18 protein-coding genes and 1 pseudogene are annotated in these 16155 nt (G+C 71.6%); 12 read left to right on the plus strand and 7 right to left on the minus strand.

The features are described from left to right. Window positions 1-77 precede the first annotated feature (77 nt). The 4 genes from OHA89_RS13885 to OHA89_RS13900 all read left to right on the plus strand — a co-directional run bounded on the left by OHA89_RS13885 (window position 78) and on the right by OHA89_RS13900 (window position 1884). Entirely contained in the window at window positions 78-296 is a 219-nt protein-coding gene (locus tag OHA89_RS13885) for a hypothetical protein (protein ID WP_215149756.1), read from the plus strand. Window positions 297-422: 126 nt separating this feature from the next. Beyond that, window positions 423-1073 carry a TetR/AcrR family transcriptional regulator gene (locus OHA89_RS13890; protein WP_215149755.1) on the plus strand — a complete coding sequence of 217 codons (651 nt, stop codon included), beginning with the start codon at window positions 423-425 and terminating at the stop codon, window positions 1071-1073. Window positions 1074-1221: 148 nt separating this feature from the next. Next, window positions 1222-1449: a DUF3107 domain-containing protein gene (locus tag OHA89_RS13895; RefSeq protein WP_215149754.1), complete on the plus strand. Its 228-nt coding sequence runs from the start codon at window positions 1222-1224 to the stop codon at window positions 1447-1449. Between the two features lie 132 nt (window positions 1450-1581). After that, window positions 1582-1884 carry a hypothetical protein gene (locus OHA89_RS13900; RefSeq protein ID WP_251065603.1) on the plus strand — a complete coding sequence of 101 codons (303 nt, stop codon included), beginning with the start codon at window positions 1582-1584 and terminating at the stop codon, window positions 1882-1884. 80 nt (window positions 1885-1964) lie between these two features. Here OHA89_RS13900 and OHA89_RS13905 read toward each other — a convergent pair whose 3' ends face one another. Beyond that, the gene (locus OHA89_RS13905) at window positions 1965-2723 is read right to left on the minus strand and encodes a ferritin-like domain-containing protein (protein WP_257554295.1); all 759 of its coding nucleotides are present in this window, start codon (window positions 2721-2723) and stop codon (window positions 1965-1967) included. Window positions 2724-3198: 475 nt separating this feature from the next. On the opposite strand from OHA89_RS13905, the gene OHA89_RS13910 reads away from it, so the two are divergent. The 3 genes from OHA89_RS13910 (at window position 3199) to OHA89_RS13920 (ending at window position 6261) form a co-directional block, all read left to right on the plus strand. Further along, complete coding sequence (locus OHA89_RS13910) at window positions 3199-5040, plus strand: DEAD/DEAH box helicase (RefSeq protein ID WP_266615097.1); 1842 nt, start codon at window positions 3199-3201, stop codon at window positions 5038-5040. 113 nt (window positions 5041-5153) lie between these two features. Then, the gene (locus OHA89_RS13915) at window positions 5154-6011 is read left to right on the plus strand and encodes an alpha/beta fold hydrolase (RefSeq protein ID WP_406366273.1); all 858 of its coding nucleotides are present in this window, start codon (window positions 5154-5156) and stop codon (window positions 6009-6011) included. Between the two features lie 97 nt (window positions 6012-6108). Further along, window positions 6109-6261 (plus strand): hypothetical protein, encoded by a 153-nt coding sequence (locus OHA89_RS13920; protein ID WP_215149874.1) that lies wholly within the window; start codon window positions 6109-6111, stop codon window positions 6259-6261. Between the two features lie 75 nt (window positions 6262-6336). Here OHA89_RS13920 and OHA89_RS13925 read toward each other — a convergent pair whose 3' ends face one another. From OHA89_RS13925 to OHA89_RS13940, 4 genes and pseudogenes are all read right to left on the minus strand, one after another. Continuing rightward, entirely contained in the window at window positions 6337-6942 is a 606-nt protein-coding gene (locus OHA89_RS13925; protein WP_215149875.1) for a MarC family protein, read from the minus strand. A 72-nt stretch (window positions 6943-7014) separates the two neighbouring features. After that, the gene (locus OHA89_RS13930) at window positions 7015-7878 is read right to left on the minus strand and encodes a PHP domain-containing protein (protein WP_215149876.1); all 864 of its coding nucleotides are present in this window, start codon (window positions 7876-7878) and stop codon (window positions 7015-7017) included. Window positions 7879-7960: 82 nt separating this feature from the next. Next, window positions 7961-8605 (minus strand): DUF6758 family protein, encoded by a 645-nt coding sequence (locus OHA89_RS13935; protein WP_266615102.1) that lies wholly within the window; start codon window positions 8603-8605, stop codon window positions 7961-7963. A 58-nt stretch (window positions 8606-8663) separates the two neighbouring features. Next, window positions 8664-9085, minus strand: a pseudogene (locus tag OHA89_RS13940) (suppressor of fused domain protein). A gap of 374 nt (window positions 9086-9459) precedes the next feature. On the opposite strand from OHA89_RS13940, the gene OHA89_RS13945 reads away from it, so the two are divergent. Beyond that, entirely contained in the window at window positions 9460-10575 is a 1116-nt protein-coding gene (locus OHA89_RS13945; protein WP_215149879.1) for a magnesium and cobalt transport protein CorA, read from the plus strand. Window positions 10576-10630: 55 nt separating this feature from the next. Further along, entirely contained in the window at window positions 10631-11143 is a 513-nt protein-coding gene (locus OHA89_RS13950; RefSeq protein WP_406366276.1) for a hypothetical protein, read from the plus strand. A 43-nt stretch (window positions 11144-11186) separates the two neighbouring features. Here the strand turns inward: OHA89_RS13950 and OHA89_RS13955 are convergent, their stop codons facing one another. After that, a complete protein-coding gene (locus OHA89_RS13955; protein WP_266615104.1) occupies window positions 11187-11957 on the minus strand; it encodes a hypothetical protein in 771 nt (256 codons plus the stop codon). 207 nt (window positions 11958-12164) lie between these two features. On the opposite strand from OHA89_RS13955, the gene OHA89_RS13960 reads away from it, so the two are divergent. The 3 genes from OHA89_RS13960 to OHA89_RS13970 all read left to right on the plus strand — a co-directional run bounded on the left by OHA89_RS13960 (window position 12165) and on the right by OHA89_RS13970 (window position 15342). Further along, entirely contained in the window at window positions 12165-13436 is a 1272-nt protein-coding gene (locus tag OHA89_RS13960; RefSeq protein ID WP_257554301.1) for a magnesium transporter MgtE N-terminal domain-containing protein, read from the plus strand. Further along, window positions 13426-14130 (plus strand): DUF1003 domain-containing protein, encoded by a 705-nt coding sequence (locus OHA89_RS13965; RefSeq protein WP_257554302.1) that lies wholly within the window; start codon window positions 13426-13428, stop codon window positions 14128-14130. The genes OHA89_RS13960 and OHA89_RS13965 overlap by 11 nt, the downstream gene beginning before the upstream one ends. 96 nt (window positions 14131-14226) lie before the next feature. Beyond that, window positions 14227-15342, plus strand: coding sequence for a P-loop NTPase (locus OHA89_RS13970; protein ID WP_215149902.1), 1116 nt, complete (start codon window positions 14227-14229; stop codon window positions 15340-15342). A 58-nt stretch (window positions 15343-15400) separates the two neighbouring features. Here the strand turns inward: OHA89_RS13970 and OHA89_RS13975 are convergent, their stop codons facing one another. Next, window positions 15401-16102, minus strand: coding sequence for a hypothetical protein (locus OHA89_RS13975; protein WP_215149883.1), 702 nt, complete (start codon window positions 16100-16102; stop codon window positions 15401-15403). Window positions 16103-16155: the final 53 nt, after the last annotated feature.

Genomic DNA, 16155 nt, shown 5'->3' on the forward strand with positions numbered 1-16155 from the left:
GGCATGGCGATCCGTATAGCGGGGTATCCGCAAGCCTCCTAGGCTCGTAGTGAGAACAAGGAAGCGAGGGGAGCGGCATGACTGTCGACCCTGCGGAGCCGGACACCTTCCGCGAGGCGATTCCGGAAGTCATCGACCCTGAGGCGCCCGAGGCGGACCTGGCGGAGCAGCTGACCGAGGTGGAGCCTTCGGAGGAGGACGACAAGGTCACCGGTGTGGATCGCGGCGAGGCCAACGACGGGGACGCCGTGGAGCAGGCCAGGGTGGTGCCCCTGGACGAGGACGACTACCGCTGACCAGCACGTCCGACCGGTCCGTACCGCGAGAAAACTCGGCTTGAACCCACCAGATTCGGTTACCGAAAAGTACGATGGCGGCGCGGCGCAGAGCGCACTGTGTTCTTAGAGAAAGTGGGAGGCGGCGTGACAGCCATCGAGCAGACCGAGGCAGCGCGTCCGCGGGGCACGCGACTGCCGCGCCGAGCCCGGCGCAACCAGCTGCTGGGCGCGGCCCAGGAGGTCTTCGTCGCGCAGGGTTACCACGCCGCGGCCATGGACGACATCGCGGAACGGGCCGGCGTGAGCAAGCCGGTGCTGTACCAGCACTTCCCCGGCAAGCTCGACCTCTACCTGGCGCTGCTGGATCAGCACTGCGAGGCCCTGCTGCTCGCCGTGCGCACGGCGCTCGCGTCGACGACCGACAACAAGCTGCGCGTGGCGGCGACCATGGACGCCTATTTCGCGTACGTGGAGGACGAGGGCGGCGCCTTCCGGCTGGTCTTCGAGTCCGACCTGACGAACGAGCCGGCCGTGCGCGAGCGCGTCGACCGGGTCTCGCTCCAGTGCGCGGAGGCCATCTCCGACGTCATCGCCGAGGACACCGGCCTGTCCAAGGACGAGTCGATGCTGCTGGCCGTGGGTCTGGGCGGGGTCTCGCAGGTGGTGGCCCGCTACTGGCTGTCCAGCGAGAGCCCGGTCGCCCGGGACACGGCGGTGGGCCTGCTGACCTCGCTCGCCTGGCGCGGTATCGCGGGCTTCCCGCTGCACGGCAGCGAGCAGGGCACCGAGGCCTGAGCCGCCGGACGGCCGCGGGCGGTGTCCGTTCTCCGCTGTTCGCTGCGAGCGTGTCCGCTGTGCGCGGTCCGCGTCCCCTCTCCGGGCTAATGTGGACCGCGTACGGCGCGGCTGATCGCGCGAACCGGATCGTCGGAGGGACAAAGCCGTGGAGGTCAAGATCGGCGTGCAGCACGCACCCCGGGAGATCGTGCTGGAGAGCGACCTGAGCGCCGAGGAGCTGGAGACCATCGTCGCCGCCGCGCTGTCCGGCACGGCGCCGCTGCTCAGCCTCACCGACACCAAGGGCCGCAAGGTTCTGGTGCCGTCCGACCGCCTGTCGTACGTCGACCTGGGCGAGCCGAGCGCGCGCAAGGTCGGCTTCGGAGCGCTCTGACGCGGTGGCACCTGACGTGCCGAGAACTGTCTGAAACGGCCTGGTGGTTGATTCCACCGGGCCGTTTCCGTGTCTTCCGCTTCGGGTAGGACCGCAGTGAAGGCGTTTGCCCTGATGTGTGGGAGGGACTTCATGGTGCTGATGGAAGTGCTCGGCTCTGCCCTGCTGGGCCTCGCCCTGTCCGCGACAGCCGCGCGAGTGCTCGCCCGCAGGCTGCCCGCCCTGAGAGTGGTGCTGGTCAGCGGGGTGCTCGGGGCGCTGTTCGGGGCCTATCTGACGCACTTCGCGCTCGGCCCGGGGCACAACACCCTGACCGCGACCTTCGTCGGGGCCGTCCTGGTGTCGGCGGTGGTGCTGTCCCTGCTGCTCCGGCCGGCCTCCGGGCCCCGCAGGCCCTCGCACAGGACTCCGTTTTCGGTCCCGACACGGGGCTGATCCCTGATCCCTGATTCCTGACGCACGTCGGCCCCGGTACGGATGGTTCCGTACCGGGGCCGACGTACGTGTGCCGGGTGCTACGCGGCGAGGCCGAGGGCCGCCATCCGCTTGGTGTGCGCCTTGGTGATCCGGGTGAACATCTCGCCGACGGCCGCGAGGTCGAAGCCGGCGGCCATCCCGTCGACTCCGCCGACCAGCATGGTGGAGAGCGCGTCGCGCTCGGCGACCACGCGCTGGGCCTGCGAGAGGGCCTCGCCCATCAGCCGGCGGGCCCACAGCGCGAGGCGGCCGCCGCAGCGCGGGTCCGCCTCGATGGCGGCGCGCACCTTCTCGACGGCGAAGTTGCCGTGACCGGTGTCGTCGAGCACACCGAGGACGAGGGCCCGGGTGTCGGTGTCCAAGTGGCTGGCGACCTCGCGGTAGAAGTCGCTGGCGATCGAGTCGCCGACATAGGCCTTGACCAGGCCCTCCAGCCAGTCCGACGGAGCGGTCTGGCGGTGGAAGTCGTCCACGCCCTTGGCGAAGGGCTGCATGGAGGCGGTGGGCTCGGCGTCGATCGCCGCGAGCCGGTCGCGCAGCCGCTCGAAGTGGTGGAACTCGGCGGAGGCCATGGCGGCGAGCTCGGCCTTGTCGTCGAGGGTGGGCGCGAGCTTCGCGTCCTCCGCGAGGCGCTCGAAAGCCGCGAGTTCTCCGTACGCGAGCGCGCCGAGCAGGTCCACGACGGCGGCCCGGTACTGCGGCGAGGCGGAGGCGGCCGCCCAGTCCTGGGCGGCGATGCCCACGGCTTCGGCGGGCGTGCCGTCGTCGGCGGGCGAGGCGTTTTCTACGGTCGACATGCTCCGCACAATAGCCCGCCGAAAGGCGCCTCAAGTCACTATCCCTGGTCACTGCCGGTCTGCCTAAACGTGCCGGTGCGGTGAATTCGCCCGACACAGCTGCGCGATTCCGGGGTACAGTGGTAATGCGCCTGCCGGATACTCGGCGGGCCATCCCGAATGAGGATGCCCGGTCGGTGGCCCGATCGGCTCCAAACCGACCGCCCTCAGTGGTGTGGTGTGTGCGCAGACGCGTGCCTCCCGCACGAGGGGCCCCCTCAGCGGCAAGAGCGCTTGAGCGACGGCAGTGGTCCCGCGCAGCTTCGTACGTAGCAGTACGGCATAGCCAGGCACGGTACGACCCCCTTCGCCGCCTCGGGCCGCGTCTCACAGAAGAGGCAGCACCCTGACTACGTTCCGAGACCTCGGGATTCTCCCCGAGACCGCCGAAGCCCTTGAGGCCGTCGGCATCGTGTCCCCCTTCCCGATCCAGGAGATGACCCTTCCCGTCGCCCTTTCCGGCACGGACGTCATCGGCCAGGCCAAGACCGGAACCGGCAAGACGCTCGGTTTCGGCCTTCCGCTGCTGGAGCGGGTCACCGTCCCCGCGGACGTCGAGGCGGGCCGGGCCGAGCCCGGGCAGCTGACCGACGCCCCGCAGGCCCTCGTGGTGGTTCCGACCCGCGAGCTGTGCACCCAGGTCACCAACGACCTCCTGACCGCGGGCAAGGTCCGCAACGTCCGCGTCCTCGCCATATACGGCGGCCGCGCGTACGAGCCCCAGGTCGAGGCGCTCAAGAAGGGCGTCGACATCATCGTCGGCACCCCGGGCCGCCTGCTCGACCTGGCCGGTCAGAAGAAGCTCGACCTGTCGCACATCCGCGCGCTGGTCCTCGACGAGGCCGACGAGATGCTCGACCTGGGCTTCCTGCCCGACGTCGAGAAGATCATGAACTACCTGCCGCCGAAGCGTCAGACGATGCTGTTCTCGGCGACCATGCCGGGCGCGGTCATCGGCCTGGCCCGCCGGTACATGACGCAGCCGACCCACATCCGCGCCGTCTCCGAGGACGGCGAGGGCGCGACCGTCGCCAACATCGCGCAGCACGTCTTCCGCGCGCACAACATGGACAAGCCGGAGCTGGTCTCCCGCATCCTGCAGGCGGAGGGCCGCGGCCTGGCCATGATCTTCTGCCGCACCAAGCGCACGGCGGCCGACATCGCCGAGCAGCTGGAGAAGCGCGGCTTCGCCTCGGGCGCCGTCCACGGCGACCTGGGCCAGGGCGCGCGCGAGCAGGCGCTGCGCGCGTTCCGCAACGGCAAGGTCGACGTGCTGGTGTGCACCGACGTCGCCGCGCGCGGTATCGATGTCGAGGGTGTCACCCACGTCATCAACTACCAGACGCCGGAGGACGAGAAGACCTTCCTGCACCGCGTGGGCCGCACCGGCCGCGCGGGCAACAAGGGCATCGCCGTCACCCTGGTCGACTGGGACGACATCCCGCGCTGGCAGCTGATCAACAAGGCGCTGGAGCTGGACTTCCACGACCCGGTCGAGACGTACTCCACGTCCCCGCACCTGTACGAGCAGATGAACATCCCGGCCGGCACCAAGGGCATCCTGCCGCGCGCCGAGCGCACGCGGGCCGGCCTGAAGGCCGAGGACGTCGAGGACCTGGGCGAGACCGGCGGCCGCGGTGGCCGTGGCGGCCGCTCCGGCCCGGCCGCGGCTGCCGCCGTGGTGACGGAGGAGCGCCCCGTGCGTACCCGTACGCCGCGTCAGCGCCGCCGCACCCGTGGTGGCACGGAGCTGGGCGCCGAGACCGCCGAGGCGGTCGCGGTGACCCCGCAGGCCGAGGCTCCCGAGGCTCCGGCCGCCGACGAGCCGCGCAGGCCGCGCCGCCGCCGGACCCGCGCCGCCGTGGTCCCGGCCCAGGCAGCCGAGGCCGTCGAGGCCGCTCCGGTGACTCCGGTCCCCGTGGTCGAGGCCCCTGCCGCCGTCGCGGTCGAGGCCGTCGTGGAGGCTCCGGCCAAGCCGAAGCGCACCCGCACCCGCAAGGCCGTCGCCGCGGTCGCCGAGGCGGCCGTGGTCGAGGCCCCGGCCGAGGAGGCCCCGGTCAAGCCGAAGCGCGTCCGCGTCCGCAAGGTCGCGGAGGCCGCTCCGGAGCCGGACTTCCAGATGGCCCCGCCCGTGGAGCCCGTCAAGGCCCGCCGTACCCGGACCCGCAAGGTCGCCGAGGCCGCTCCGGTGGCTCCGGCCGCCGCGGTGGCCGAGGAGGCCCCGGTCAAGCCGAAGCGCACCCGCACCCGCAAGGCCGCGGCCGCGCCGGAGGCGTAAGCAGCACAGCCCGATACGCCGATGGCCCGGCTCCCCGTCCAGGGGGGCCGGGCCATCGGCGTATCGGCCGACCCGCGGACCCGCGGTGCCGACCGGCCAGTAACGTGAGCCGTATGAGCAAGCCGCCGCGCCTCACCCTGCCCCCGCGCGCCCGCGCGTACCTCCTCGACACCGCCCGTGGCGCGTTCGCCGTCCACGAGTCCGGTGCGCCCGTCCGCGGTACCGCCCTGCTGGTCCCCGGGTTCACGGGCAGCAAGGAGGACTTCATCGCCCTCCTGGAACCGCTGGCCGCCGCCGGGTACCGCGTCGTCGCCGTCGACGGCCGCGGCCAGTACCAGAGCCCCGGCCCGCGCGAGGAGTCCGCGTACGCGCTGGAGGAGCTGGCGGGGGACGTCCTCGCGCAGGCCGCCGCGCTGGACGCGGGCCCGGTCCACCTGGTCGGGCACTCCCTCGGAGGGCTGGTCTCGCGCGCCGCCGTACTCCGCGACGCCTCGCCCTTCGCCTCGCTCACGCTGATGAGCAGCGGGCCCGCCGCGATCTCCGAGGAGCAGCAGGCGCGCACGAAGCTGCTGGTGGCGGCCCTGGAGGCGCTGCGTGAGGACATGGCGGCGGTGTGGGAGGCGATGCGCGCCCATGACCCCGAGGACGCCGTCGCGGACTCGCCCGAGCTGGCGCGGTTCCTGCGCGAGCGGTGGCTGGCCACCGTCCCCGAGCAGCTGATAGCCACGGGCCGGGTACTGATCTCCGAGCCGGACCGGATCGCGGAGCTGGCGGCCGTCCCGCTCCCGAAGCTGGTGCTGTCGGGAGCCGTGGACAACGCCTGGCCGGTGCCGTTGATGGATGACATGGCGGAGCGCCTGAGCGCTTCGCGTGTGATCGTCGAGCGCGCCGAGCACTCCCCCAATGCGGAGAATCCGCAGGTCACAGCGGGTGCGCTGGCTGCGTTCTGGGACGCGTGCACCGCAGAGTAGTTAGCGAGTGAAAAAATTTCCTTAGCGTAGGGAATGTTTTCCCTCTACACTTCGTTGTGACCTTTGCAAGGAGAACACTGACGAAGGGAGAAGCCCCATGCGCTTCGAGATTCTGCGCCTGGACGACGTCGACGGATCTGCCGTGGACAGCACCGTCGTGGACGCGGCCTCCGTCAACCGGATCGTGCAGCAGGCCGCAGCCGTCGGCCAGCGCATTCTGATCCGACCGGCCGAGACGGCGTCCTGCTGACGCCCTGACACACCGCACGAACGTCGACGCCCCCACACCGGAACCGGTGCGGGGGCGTTCGCATGTCCGTGGCGGTCAGGCGCCCTGTACGACCTGGAGCACACCGTTGATGATCTGCTGGACGGCGATCGCGGAGAGCATCATGCCGGCGAGCCGGGTCACGAGGACCACGCCGCCGTCCCTGATGACCCGGATGATCACCAGCGAGTAGCGCATGGTCAGCCACAGCACGACGTGCATGGCGATGATCGCGCACCAGACCGAGACCTGGCCGCCGAACCCGTCGGCCTTCTGCACGGCCAGGATCACGGACACGATCGCACCGGGGCCGGCCAGCAGCGGCATGCCCAGCGGGACCAGGGCGACGTTGACGTCCTTCGTCTGCTTCGGCTCGTCGGTCTTGCCGGTGAGCAGGTCGAGCGCGATGAGCAGGAGCAGCAGACCACCGGCGATCATCAGCGCCGGAACGGAGACGTGCAGGTAGTCCAGGATCTGCTGGCCGCAGATACCGAAGACCGCGATGACGCCGAAGGCCACGCAGACGGCCTGCCAGGCCATTTTGCGCTGCACCTTGGCGGGGCGCCCGGAGGTCAGGGCGAGGAAGATCGGCGTGATCCCCGGGGGGTCCATAATCACAAAAAGCGTGAGAAAAAGGGATCCGAAGACGGCGAAGTCGAACACAGTGATGCCTTGCGGGAGAGAGGGGTGTCGCGAAGAAAAGTGGTGGGACGGGTGGAGCGGAGCTCTGGCTCGCTAACCCTCACGTCCGCCGGCGCCGGGCACCGGGAAGGCCCCGGTCGCGCGGCGCGTGATCTCGCCGTAGATCTCGGGGTCGGTCGTGTACTCCCCGAGCCGGCAGGTCTTGCGGCTGCCGTGGTAGTCGCTGGAGCCGGTGGTCAGCAGTCCGAGGTCCGCCGCCAGGCCGCGCAGCCGCGCGCGGGTGTCGGTGTCGTGGTCCATGTGGTCCACCTCGATGCCGTCCAGGCCCGCGGCCGCCAGCTCGGCTATCGCCGCCTCGGGCACGCACTCGCCGCGCTTGACGGCGGCGGGGTGGGCGAAGACGGTGACCCCGCCGGCCGCCTTGACCAGGCGGATGGCGTCGAAGGGGTCGAGCTCGTGCTTCTCGGCGTACGCCCGGCCGCCGTCGGCGAGCCAGTCGGGCGTGAAGGCGTCCGACACGGTGGGTACGACGCCCAGCTCGACCAGCGCGGTCGCGATGTGCGGCCGCCCCACGGAGCCGTCACCGGCGATCCGGGCCACCTGCTCCCAGGTGACGTCCACGCCGAGCGCCCGGAGCTTGCCGACCATGGCCTGCGCGCGGGGGGTGCGGTCGTCCCGTACGAGTTCCCGCTCGCGGGCGAGCTCGGGCTCCTCGGGGTCGAAGAGGTAGGCGAGCATGTGCAGCCCGACCCCGTCGAGCCGACAGGACAGCTCGGCTCCGGTCACCAGCGTCAGCCCGGCGGGCAGCGCGGCGATGGCCTGGGCGTATCCGCCCACGGTGTCGTGGTCGGTCAGCGCGACCACGTCCAGCCCCGCGCCGGCGGCATTGCGCACCAGCTCGGCGGGGGTGTCCGTACCGTCGGAAGCCGTGGAGTGGGTGTGCAGGTCGATGCGCACAGCCGGGCTCCAAGGGTGGTACGAACGGGGGGCACTCCAGGATAACCGGGCCGGAGGTCCCCCCGGGCAGCGGGCCCGCGGGCTATCCCGGCCCGAGGATGCGCGGGCTCAGCGCCCCGCACGGCAGGAGCTCGATCTCGGCCCCCGCGTCGCGGAGGTCGGTGAGGACGAGCTCGTCGTACATCAGGAGGCCGGTCTGCTCCGGCCAGACGATCGCCCAGAGCCACAGGCCCCGTGCCTCGCCCGCGAACACGGCCCGGTCGTCCGGGGCCCCCTTGAGGTGCCACAGCGGTGTCGGGCGGCCCGCCGCGACCACCTTGGCGTGCGGCGGCGCCGACACGTCGATGTGCGAGCCGGGGTCCGGGCCGTCGATGCCCGCGAACCGCGCGCCGAGCCCCACTCCGAGCTCCTCGGCGACCAGCAGCAGCTCACCCATGCCGCCCAGCGGACCGGGACCCGAGCAGGCCACGGCCGTCGCCCGCCCCCCGCTGCGGTCGTCGCCGGCGGAGGCGACCCCGGTGAACAGCCACCCCACCGGGAGCGGCCACGGCATCCACACCGGCACCTTCGTCCGGTGCACGACCACGTTCAGGCCTTCGACGCTGGGCGGGATGACGGGTTGCAGAGGGTGGACAGCGCCGTGCACAGCGCACTGCCAGGAGTCGGAGAAGAGACCGGGCGCTCTGACCCGGCCACCGCACTTCGGGCAACTTGGTTCGCCCCTCATAAGAAGCCACGCTCCTCCCCGCCCGGCGCGCCGTCAAGACGCGATCACCCGTCCGGGCTCAGTCCAGTGCGACTGCGGTACGCAGAGGATCCCGCAGATCCGTGCCGCGCGCGAGCCAGCGTTCCTGGAGGGCGGCCGCTCCGTGCACCCGTTTCCACGCGGCCTCGTTCGCCGTCATGGGGAGCAGGGGGAGGAACTGCACCGGGTCCATGGGCTCGTCCAGCTCCAGGTCCTCCACCAGGCCGCCGGGTTCCGCCACCAGGACGGAGCTGAACGGCGCCCGGGGTCGGCGACCACGGCGGTCGGATCGGTCATCGGGTGCGCGGACATGCCGAGGGTCGCGTACCGCACGAGGTCACCCTCGGCGAAACGGAGTACCTCGATGCGGTCGGTGCCCAGGAAGGTGACGGCGGCGCGTGCGTCGGGTACGCCGAACGCGGTGCGCAGCCGAGCCTCCACGAGGGCCAGAATTTCTGCCATGGAGCGAGCATAGAACTCGTATCAGCCGGGTAAAGGACGCGTCTTGACCATCCGTCGGCTGATACTGTTGACAGCTGGTCGGGCCGCACGCAGAAGCGATGTATGGGTGCTCCGGCGACAGGACGTCCCTCACGGGGGACCGGCCGGAGGAGGTGGGGCTGCGATGGATCGAAGTCGATCGTGCAGTACCAATCGCTCTTCCGCTTCTGTGACGGGCGCCTCCCGCCCCCTTTGATCTCCTGATCAGTAGAAGAGCGACGGCAGAACTTTGTCCTCCCGTCCTGTTCCCTCCCCTTGCCCGGGCCTGCCCGCCCGCAGCGGTGGAGGGTCTCCCACCCGTACGGTCCGCAGCCGTGCGCGCGAAGGAGCCTGCCATGTCCATGCTGCCCTACCTGCGTGCGGCCGTCCGTCCGTCGCTGCGCAAGTCCACCCCGGCACAGCCCGGATACGACACCACCCGCGACCCGTCGGCGAGCAGCGCCGTGGTCGACTGCGCCGTGTACCGCGACGGCCGACGCGTGCTGGGGCCCGACTGCCTGACGCCCCGTGAGGCGATCCGCCGGGTCCGCGAGGACGGCGGCTTCGCCTGGATCGGCCTGCACGAGCCCACCGAGGCGGAGTTCGCGGGGATCGCGGCCACCTTCGGCCTGCACCCGCTGGCGGTGGAGGACGCCGTGCACGCGCACCAGCGGCCGAAGCTGGAGCGCTACGACGACACCCTCTTCACCGTCTTCAAGACGATCCACTACGTCGAGCACGCCGAACTCACCGCCACCAGCGAGGTGGTGGAGACCGGCGAGGTGATGTGCTTCACCGGCCCCGACTTCGTCATCACGGTCCGGCACGGCGGGCAGGGATCCCTCAAGGGGCTGCGCCACCGCCTCCAGGACGACCCCGACCTCCTCTCCAAGGGCCCCTCGTCGGTCCTGCACTCCATCGCCGACCACGTGGTCGACGGCTACATCGCGGTCGCGGCGGCCGTGCAGGACGACATCGACGAGGTGGAGAGCGAGGTCTTCGCCGCCCCCGCGAAGGGCGCCGCGCGCGGTGGCGACGCGGGCCGCATCTACCAGCTCAAGCGCGAGGTGATGGAGTTCAAGCGGGCGGTCTCGCCGCTGCTGCGGCCGATGGAGCTGCTCAGCGAGCGGCCGATGCGGCTGGTGGACCCGGACATCCAGAAGTACTTCCGGGACGTAGCCGACCACCTGGCGCGGGTGCACGAGCAGGTGGTGGGCTTCGACGAGCTGCTGAACTCGATCCTCCAGGCCAATCTCGCGCAGGCGACGGTCGCCCAGAACGAGGACATGCGCAAGATCACCTCCTGGGCGGCGATCATCGCCGTACCGACGATGATCTGCGGGGTCTACGGGATGAACTTCGATCACATGCCCGAGCTCCAGTGGAAGTACGGCTATCCGATGGTGATGGCCTCGATCGTCGGAATCTGCTTCAGCATCCACCGGACCCTGCGCCGCCACGGCTGGCTCTGAGGCCCGTCCACGGCTGGCTCCCAGGCCCGTACCGGCCTCCCCTACTCTGGTCCGCATGACTCTCAGCGCGCTCGACCTGGCCCTCGTCGAGGAGGCCACCAAGAAGTCCGGCCTGATCTGGGTCCGCGGCGGCGGGGCCGACCGCGCCCTGTGGCACGCCTGGGTGGACGGCGCGGCCCACGTACTGGGCGACGGGCCCGGCGAGCAGCCGTTCCCGGGGCTCGCCGACGGCGCGAGCGCCGAGGTGACCGTGCGGAGCAAGGACAAGGGCGGCCGGCTGGTGGCCTGGACCGCGACGGTACGGGAGATCCCGCCGCGCGGCGAGGAGTGGGCGGCGGCTGTCGCCGAGCTCAAGGGCAAGCGGCTGAACGCGCCCGACTCGGAGGAGATGACCGAGCGGTGGGCACGCGAGTGCCGCCTGCTGCGGCTGGAGCCGGAGTCGGTCCGCACGGAGCTGCCGGCCGGCTCGCTGGCCGCGGCCCCGCTGGCCTCCCCCGCGATCACCCGCAGGCCCATGCCGGCGCACCTGCCGAAGCTGCTGCTGAAGCGGAAGAAGGCCGCCCGCTAGACCCCCGGGCTCTGCGCCTCTGCGGCTCTACGCCCCTGGGCCTCTACGGCTTGGTGGGGTTCGAGCCCTGGCCGGAGCCCTTGGTCTCGGCTTCCTTCGTCGTCGGCAGCTGGGACCCGTAGTCGACGGTCTGGTCCTGCGCGGGCGGATCGAGCGGGAAGGCCTTGCCCCACTCCGCGAGCTCCACCCGGCCGGCGCCCCCCGCGCGCTCCATGAGCAGCGGGTACGGGGTCCCCTCCAGGGAGACCGCGAGCTTGCCGCCCTTGCCCTCGTCCGCCGTGACCTGGACCGCCCGGGTGTGCCCGACCTTCGTGTAGGAGCCCTTGGCGAGCTCTCCCTCGAGGCCCAGCAGCCCGTCCAGCAGGACGTCCATGTCGGTGAAACCGCGGAACTGCTTGTAGGAGGGGTCCCCCTCGGGCACCTTCACGTACTTGTCGCCGAGTTTCCCGGCCGAGTCGGACTGGCCCCAGAAGGCCGCGCTCGCCTTCAGGTACAGCTGCTCCCCCACCCGCAGCAGCTGGAACGTGTCGTCCTGGGACTTCACCTCGCCGGAGCCGCCGTCCGACTTCAGCCGCATGTCGAGGGTGAAGGACTTGCCGCCGCTCACCAGCGTGCCCGACAAATGCACCGAGTCGGCCTCGGTGGCGGCCGCCTTCGCCTTCGCCTCGATCTTGTCGGCGGAGAGCTTGCCGATCCCGTTCGTGCCCTCGTCGGGATCCTCCCCGCAGCCCGTACCGGTGACGGCGAGACCCGCGCACAACACACCGATGAAGGCGGCCCGGCGCAGCCGCGCGGCAGGGAAGTAGGCGGTCACGTGCGAGTGCCTCTCGTCCGTCGTCTGCTGGGGGACCTCCCAGCGGCGGCTGGGGGGAGCAGCTGGCAGCGTACCCGCCCGTAGACCGAGGGCCGCCAGCCCCCCGGAGGGACCCCGTGCGGACCGCCCCACCAGGACGCTTGCGCGGGGCACGGGCTAGCCTGAGGGGCGGCAGGACTGTTGATTGACGCTCTAGGAGGCGCTCGGATGGCTGCAGGCGCCCCGCGGATCTTCGTCTCACATCTGTCGGGTGTGCCCGTCTTCGACCCCAACGGCGACCAGGTCGGCCGCGTCCGCGACCTCGTCGCGATGCTGCGCGTCGGCGGACGCCCGCCGCGGCTGCTGGGCCTGGTGGTCGAGGTGGTCAGCCGGCGCCGGATCTTCCTGCCGATGACCCGGGTCACGGGCGTGGAGTCCGGGCAGGTCATCACCACCGGCGTGGTCAACATGCGGCGCTTCGAGCAGCGCCCCACCGAGCGGCTGGTCCTCGGCGAGCTGCTCGACCGGCGCGTGAAGCTGGTCGCGGACGGCGAGGAGGTCACCGTCCTGGACGTGGCCATCCAGCAGCTGCCGGCCCGCCGGGACTGGGAGATCGACAAGATCTTCGTACGGAAGGGCAAGGCGGGCGCGCTGCGCCGGCGCGGGGAGACCCTGACGGTGGAGTGGTCCGCGGTCACCGGCTTCTCCCTGGAGGAGCACGGGCAGGGCGCCGAGAACCTGGTCGCCACCTTCGAGCAGATGCGCCCCGCCGACGTGGCGAACGTCCTGCACCACCTGTCGCCGAAGCGGCGCGCCGAGGTGGCGAGCGCCCTCGACGACGACCGGCTCGCGGACGTCATGGAGGAGCTGCCCGAGGACGAGCAGGTGGAGATCCTCGGCAAGCTGAAGGAGGAGCGCGCCGCCGACGTCCTGGAGGCCATGGACCCGGACGACGCGGCCGACCTGCTCTCCGAACTGCCGGAGGACGACAAGGAGCGGCTGCTGACGCTGATGCAGCCGGACGACGCGGCCGACGTGCGGCGTCTGATGTCCTACGAGGAGCGGACGGCGGGCGGTCTGATGACCACCGAGCCGATCGTGCTGCGGCCGGACGCGACGGTCGCGGACGCGCTGGCCCGCGTACGGCAGGCGGACCTGTCGCCGGCGCTGGCGGCCCAGGTGTACGTGTGCCGGCCGCCGGACGAGACGCCTACGGGCAAGTACCTGGGCACGGTGCACTTCCAGCGGCTGCTGCGGGATCCGCCGTTCACGCTGGTCAGCTCGATCGTGGACACGGGCCTGGCGCCGCTGCGGCCGGACGCCTCGCTGCCGGTGGTGACCAGCTATCTGGCCGCCTACAACATGGTGGCCGTGCCGGTGGTCGACGAGAGCGGTTCGCTGCTGGGCGCTGTGACGGTGGACGACGTACTGGACCACCTGCTGCCGGAAGACTGGCGCGAGACGGACTTCCACTCCGAGGAGGTCGTCAATGGGCACTGAACGGGGGCGCGGCGATCAGTCGCGCGAGCGGCGGCGCGAGCAGATCCGGGAGCGCCGCGAGCAGGCACGGCTGTCGGCGCGCGAGCACGGGCTGGCGGAGGCCGCCGAGCGGGTGGAACGTTCTTCCTTCGAGCGCGGCGAGCGGGCGAAGGCCGGCGGGTTCGGCCCGTCGACCGGTTCGAGCGCGCTGACGCGTTCGCGGGTCCGGCTGGACCTGCCGCGCCCGGCGCGGCGCCGGCTGCTGCCCGAGTACGACCCGGAGGCGTTCGGGCGGCTGTCGGAGCGGGTGGCGCGGTTCCTCGGCACGGGCCGGTTCATCGTCTGGATGACGGTCGTCATCATCTGCTGGGTGCTGTGGAACATCTTCGCGCCGGACGACCTGCGGTTCGACCCGTACCCGTTCATCTTCCTGACGCTGATGCTGTCGCTCCAGGCCTCGTACGCCGCCCCGCTGATCCTGCTGGCCCAGAACCGGCAGGACGACCGTGACCGGGTCAACCTGGAACAGGACCGCAAGCAGAACGAGCGGTCCATCGCCGATACCGAGTACCTGACACGGGAGATCGCGGCCCTGCGGATGGGCCTGGGCGAGGTCGCCACGCGCGACTGGATCAGGTCCGAGTTCCAGGACCTGATCAAGGAGATGGACGAGCGGCGGCTATTCCCGCAGGAACGTGACGAAGGCGACCGCTGACGGGCTTTCCTGAGCCGTGCTACCGAGCCGTACCATCGGGGCATGGCTACCGACACAAGCTCCGCCGACGCCGCCGCAGTGCCTGAGCAGGACGCGATCCTGGACGCGCTGGCGACGGTGAACGACCCCGAGATCCACCGGCCGATCACCGAGCTCGGCATGGTGAAATCGGTGGAGATCGGCGACGGCGGCGCGGTCGCCGTCACCGTCTACCTGACGGTGTCGGGCTGCCCGATGCGCGAGACCATCACCAAGAACGTCACCGAGGCCGTCGAGCGCGTCGCGGGCGTCACCTCGGTCGCCGTCACCCTGGACGTGATGAGCGACGAGCAGCGCAAGGAGCTGGCGACCTCGCTGCGCGGCGGTACCGCCGAGCGCGAGGTGCCCTTCGCGAAGCCGGGCTCGCTGACCCGCGTGTACGCGGTCGCGTCCGGCAAGGGCGGCGTCGGCAAGTCCTCGGTCACCGTCAACCTGGCCGCGGCGATGGCCGCGGACGGCCTGAAGGTCGGCGTGGTCGACGCGGACATCTACGGCCACAGCGTGCCGCGCATGCTCGGCGTGGACGGCCGCCCCACCCAGGTCGAGAACATGATCATGCCGCCGTCGGCGCACGGCGTGAAGGTCATCTCCATCGGCATGTTCACCCCGGGCAACGCGCCGGTGGTGTGGCGCGGTCCGATGCTGCACCGGGCCCTCCAGCAGTTCCTGGCGGACGTGTTCTGGGGCGACCTGGACGTGCTGCTGCTGGACCTGCCGCCGGGCACCGGTGACATCGCGATCTCGGTGGCCCAGCTGGTGCCGAACGCGGAGATCCTGGTCGTCACGACCCCGCAGCAGGCCGCCGCCGAGGTGGCGGAGCGGGCCGGTTCGATCGCCGTGCAGACCCACCAGAAGATCGTCGGCGTCGTCGAGAACATGTCGGGCCTGCCGTGCCCGCACTGCGACGAGATGGTGGACGTCTTCGGCTCGGGCGGTGGCCAGAAGGTCGCCGACGGGCTGACCAAGACGGTCGGCGCGACGGTTCCGGTGCTGGGCTCGATCCCGATCGACGTGCGGCTGCGCGAGGGCGGCGACGAGGGCAAGCCCGTCGTCCTGTCCGACCCGGACTCCCCGGCCGGCGCGGCCCTGCGCGCGATCGCGGGCAAGCTGGGCGGCCGCGCCCGCGGCCTGTCGGGCATGTCGCTGGGCATCACCCCGCGCAACAAGTTCTGACCTCAAGGGCACAGCGTGAAGGGCACCGCCGGCCGGCGGTGCCCTTTCGCGTTGCCCGCTACTCGTACGTGCCGAGGTCCGTGATGGCCGAGAAGCCGAGCCCGTACGCGCTCATCCCGCGCCCGTACGCACCGAGGTGGACCCCGCTGCCGGTGGACCCGGCGAGCACCCACCCGAACTCCGACTCGCGGTAGTGGAACGGCGTCGGCTCCCCGTCCACCGGGAGCGACAGCGTGGACCAGTCCTCGCCGCCGAGATCGTCCGCGAGCTCCCAGGCGGCCTCGGTCTGCTGGTCGAGCCAGTCGCTGCGCAGGGTGTGGTCCATCTGCCCGGGCCAGCTGTAGGCCAGCAGCCCGGAGCCGGCCAGCCAGGCCGCCGAGGAGACCGAGGTGGCCTCCAGGGTGCCGGTGCCGTCGCCGCTGCGGCGCACCGGGTTGCTGGCCACGGTGACGACCACCGCGAAGCGCTCCTTCTCGCCGGTGGCGATCTCACCGCGGGCGGACGGCTCGTCGCCGTGGCCGGTGGATCCGTGCTCGACGGTGCCGTCGGCGGCCGTACCCACCTGCATGAGCCAGCGGGGGCCGGTGAAGGCCTCGTCCAGCCCGTACCAGGGGAAGTCGGCCGCCAGAAAGCCCTCGGCCGTCCGGCGGGCCGCCGGGACGGGCGCGGCGGCCTCCTCCGGCGCCTGCGCGGCGGTCTGTGGTTCCTCAGCGGGTGCGGCGGCGGTCTGCGCCCCTACCCTGCTGCTCGTCGTCTCCATCTGAGCGGCCTCTCGTTCCGTGGGGCCCGGAACGGCCAGCCCCCCTCGCTTCG

The organism is Streptomyces sp. NBC_01546, assembly GCF_045208355.1.
Classification (GTDB): Bacteria; Actinomycetota; Actinomycetes; order Streptomycetales; family Streptomycetaceae; genus Streptomyces.

Bases quoted from the DNA above. Each gene is read 5' to 3' on its own strand.
- OHA89_RS13900 (WP_251065603.1), top strand. From the start codon at position 1,582: ATGGTGCTGATGGAAGTGCTCGGCTCTGCCCTGCTGGGCCTCGCCCTG.
- OHA89_RS13960 (WP_257554301.1), top strand. From the start codon at position 12,165: ATGGCTGCAGGCGCCCCGCGGATCTTCGTCTCACATCTGTCGGGTGTG.
- OHA89_RS13975 (WP_215149883.1), bottom strand. From the start codon at position 16,102: ATGGAGACGACGAGCAGCAGGGTAGGGGCGCAGACCGCCGCCGCACCC.
- OHA89_RS13920 (WP_215149874.1), top strand. From the start codon at position 6,109: ATGCGCTTCGAGATTCTGCGCCTGGACGACGTCGACGGATCTGCCGTG.
- OHA89_RS13915 (WP_406366273.1), top strand. From the start codon at position 5,154: ATGAGCAAGCCGCCGCGCCTCACCCTGCCCCCGCGCGCCCGCGCGTAC.
- OHA89_RS13950 (WP_406366276.1), top strand. From the start codon at position 10,631: ATGACTCTCAGCGCGCTCGACCTGGCCCTCGTCGAGGAGGCCACCAAG.
- OHA89_RS13945 (WP_215149879.1), top strand. From the start codon at position 9,460: ATGTCCATGCTGCCCTACCTGCGTGCGGCCGTCCGTCCGTCGCTGCGC.
- OHA89_RS13935 (WP_266615102.1), bottom strand. From the start codon at position 8,605: ATGAGGGGCGAACCAAGTTGCCCGAAGTGCGGTGGCCGGGTCAGAGCG.
- OHA89_RS13965 (WP_257554302.1), top strand. From the start codon at position 13,426: ATGGGCACTGAACGGGGGCGCGGCGATCAGTCGCGCGAGCGGCGGCGC.
- OHA89_RS13910 (WP_266615097.1), top strand. From the start codon at position 3,199: ATGACCCTTCCCGTCGCCCTTTCCGGCACGGACGTCATCGGCCAGGCC.
- OHA89_RS13885 (WP_215149756.1), top strand. From the start codon at position 78: ATGACTGTCGACCCTGCGGAGCCGGACACCTTCCGCGAGGCGATTCCG.
- OHA89_RS13905 (WP_257554295.1), bottom strand. From the start codon at position 2,723: ATGTCGACCGTAGAAAACGCCTCGCCCGCCGACGACGGCACGCCCGCC.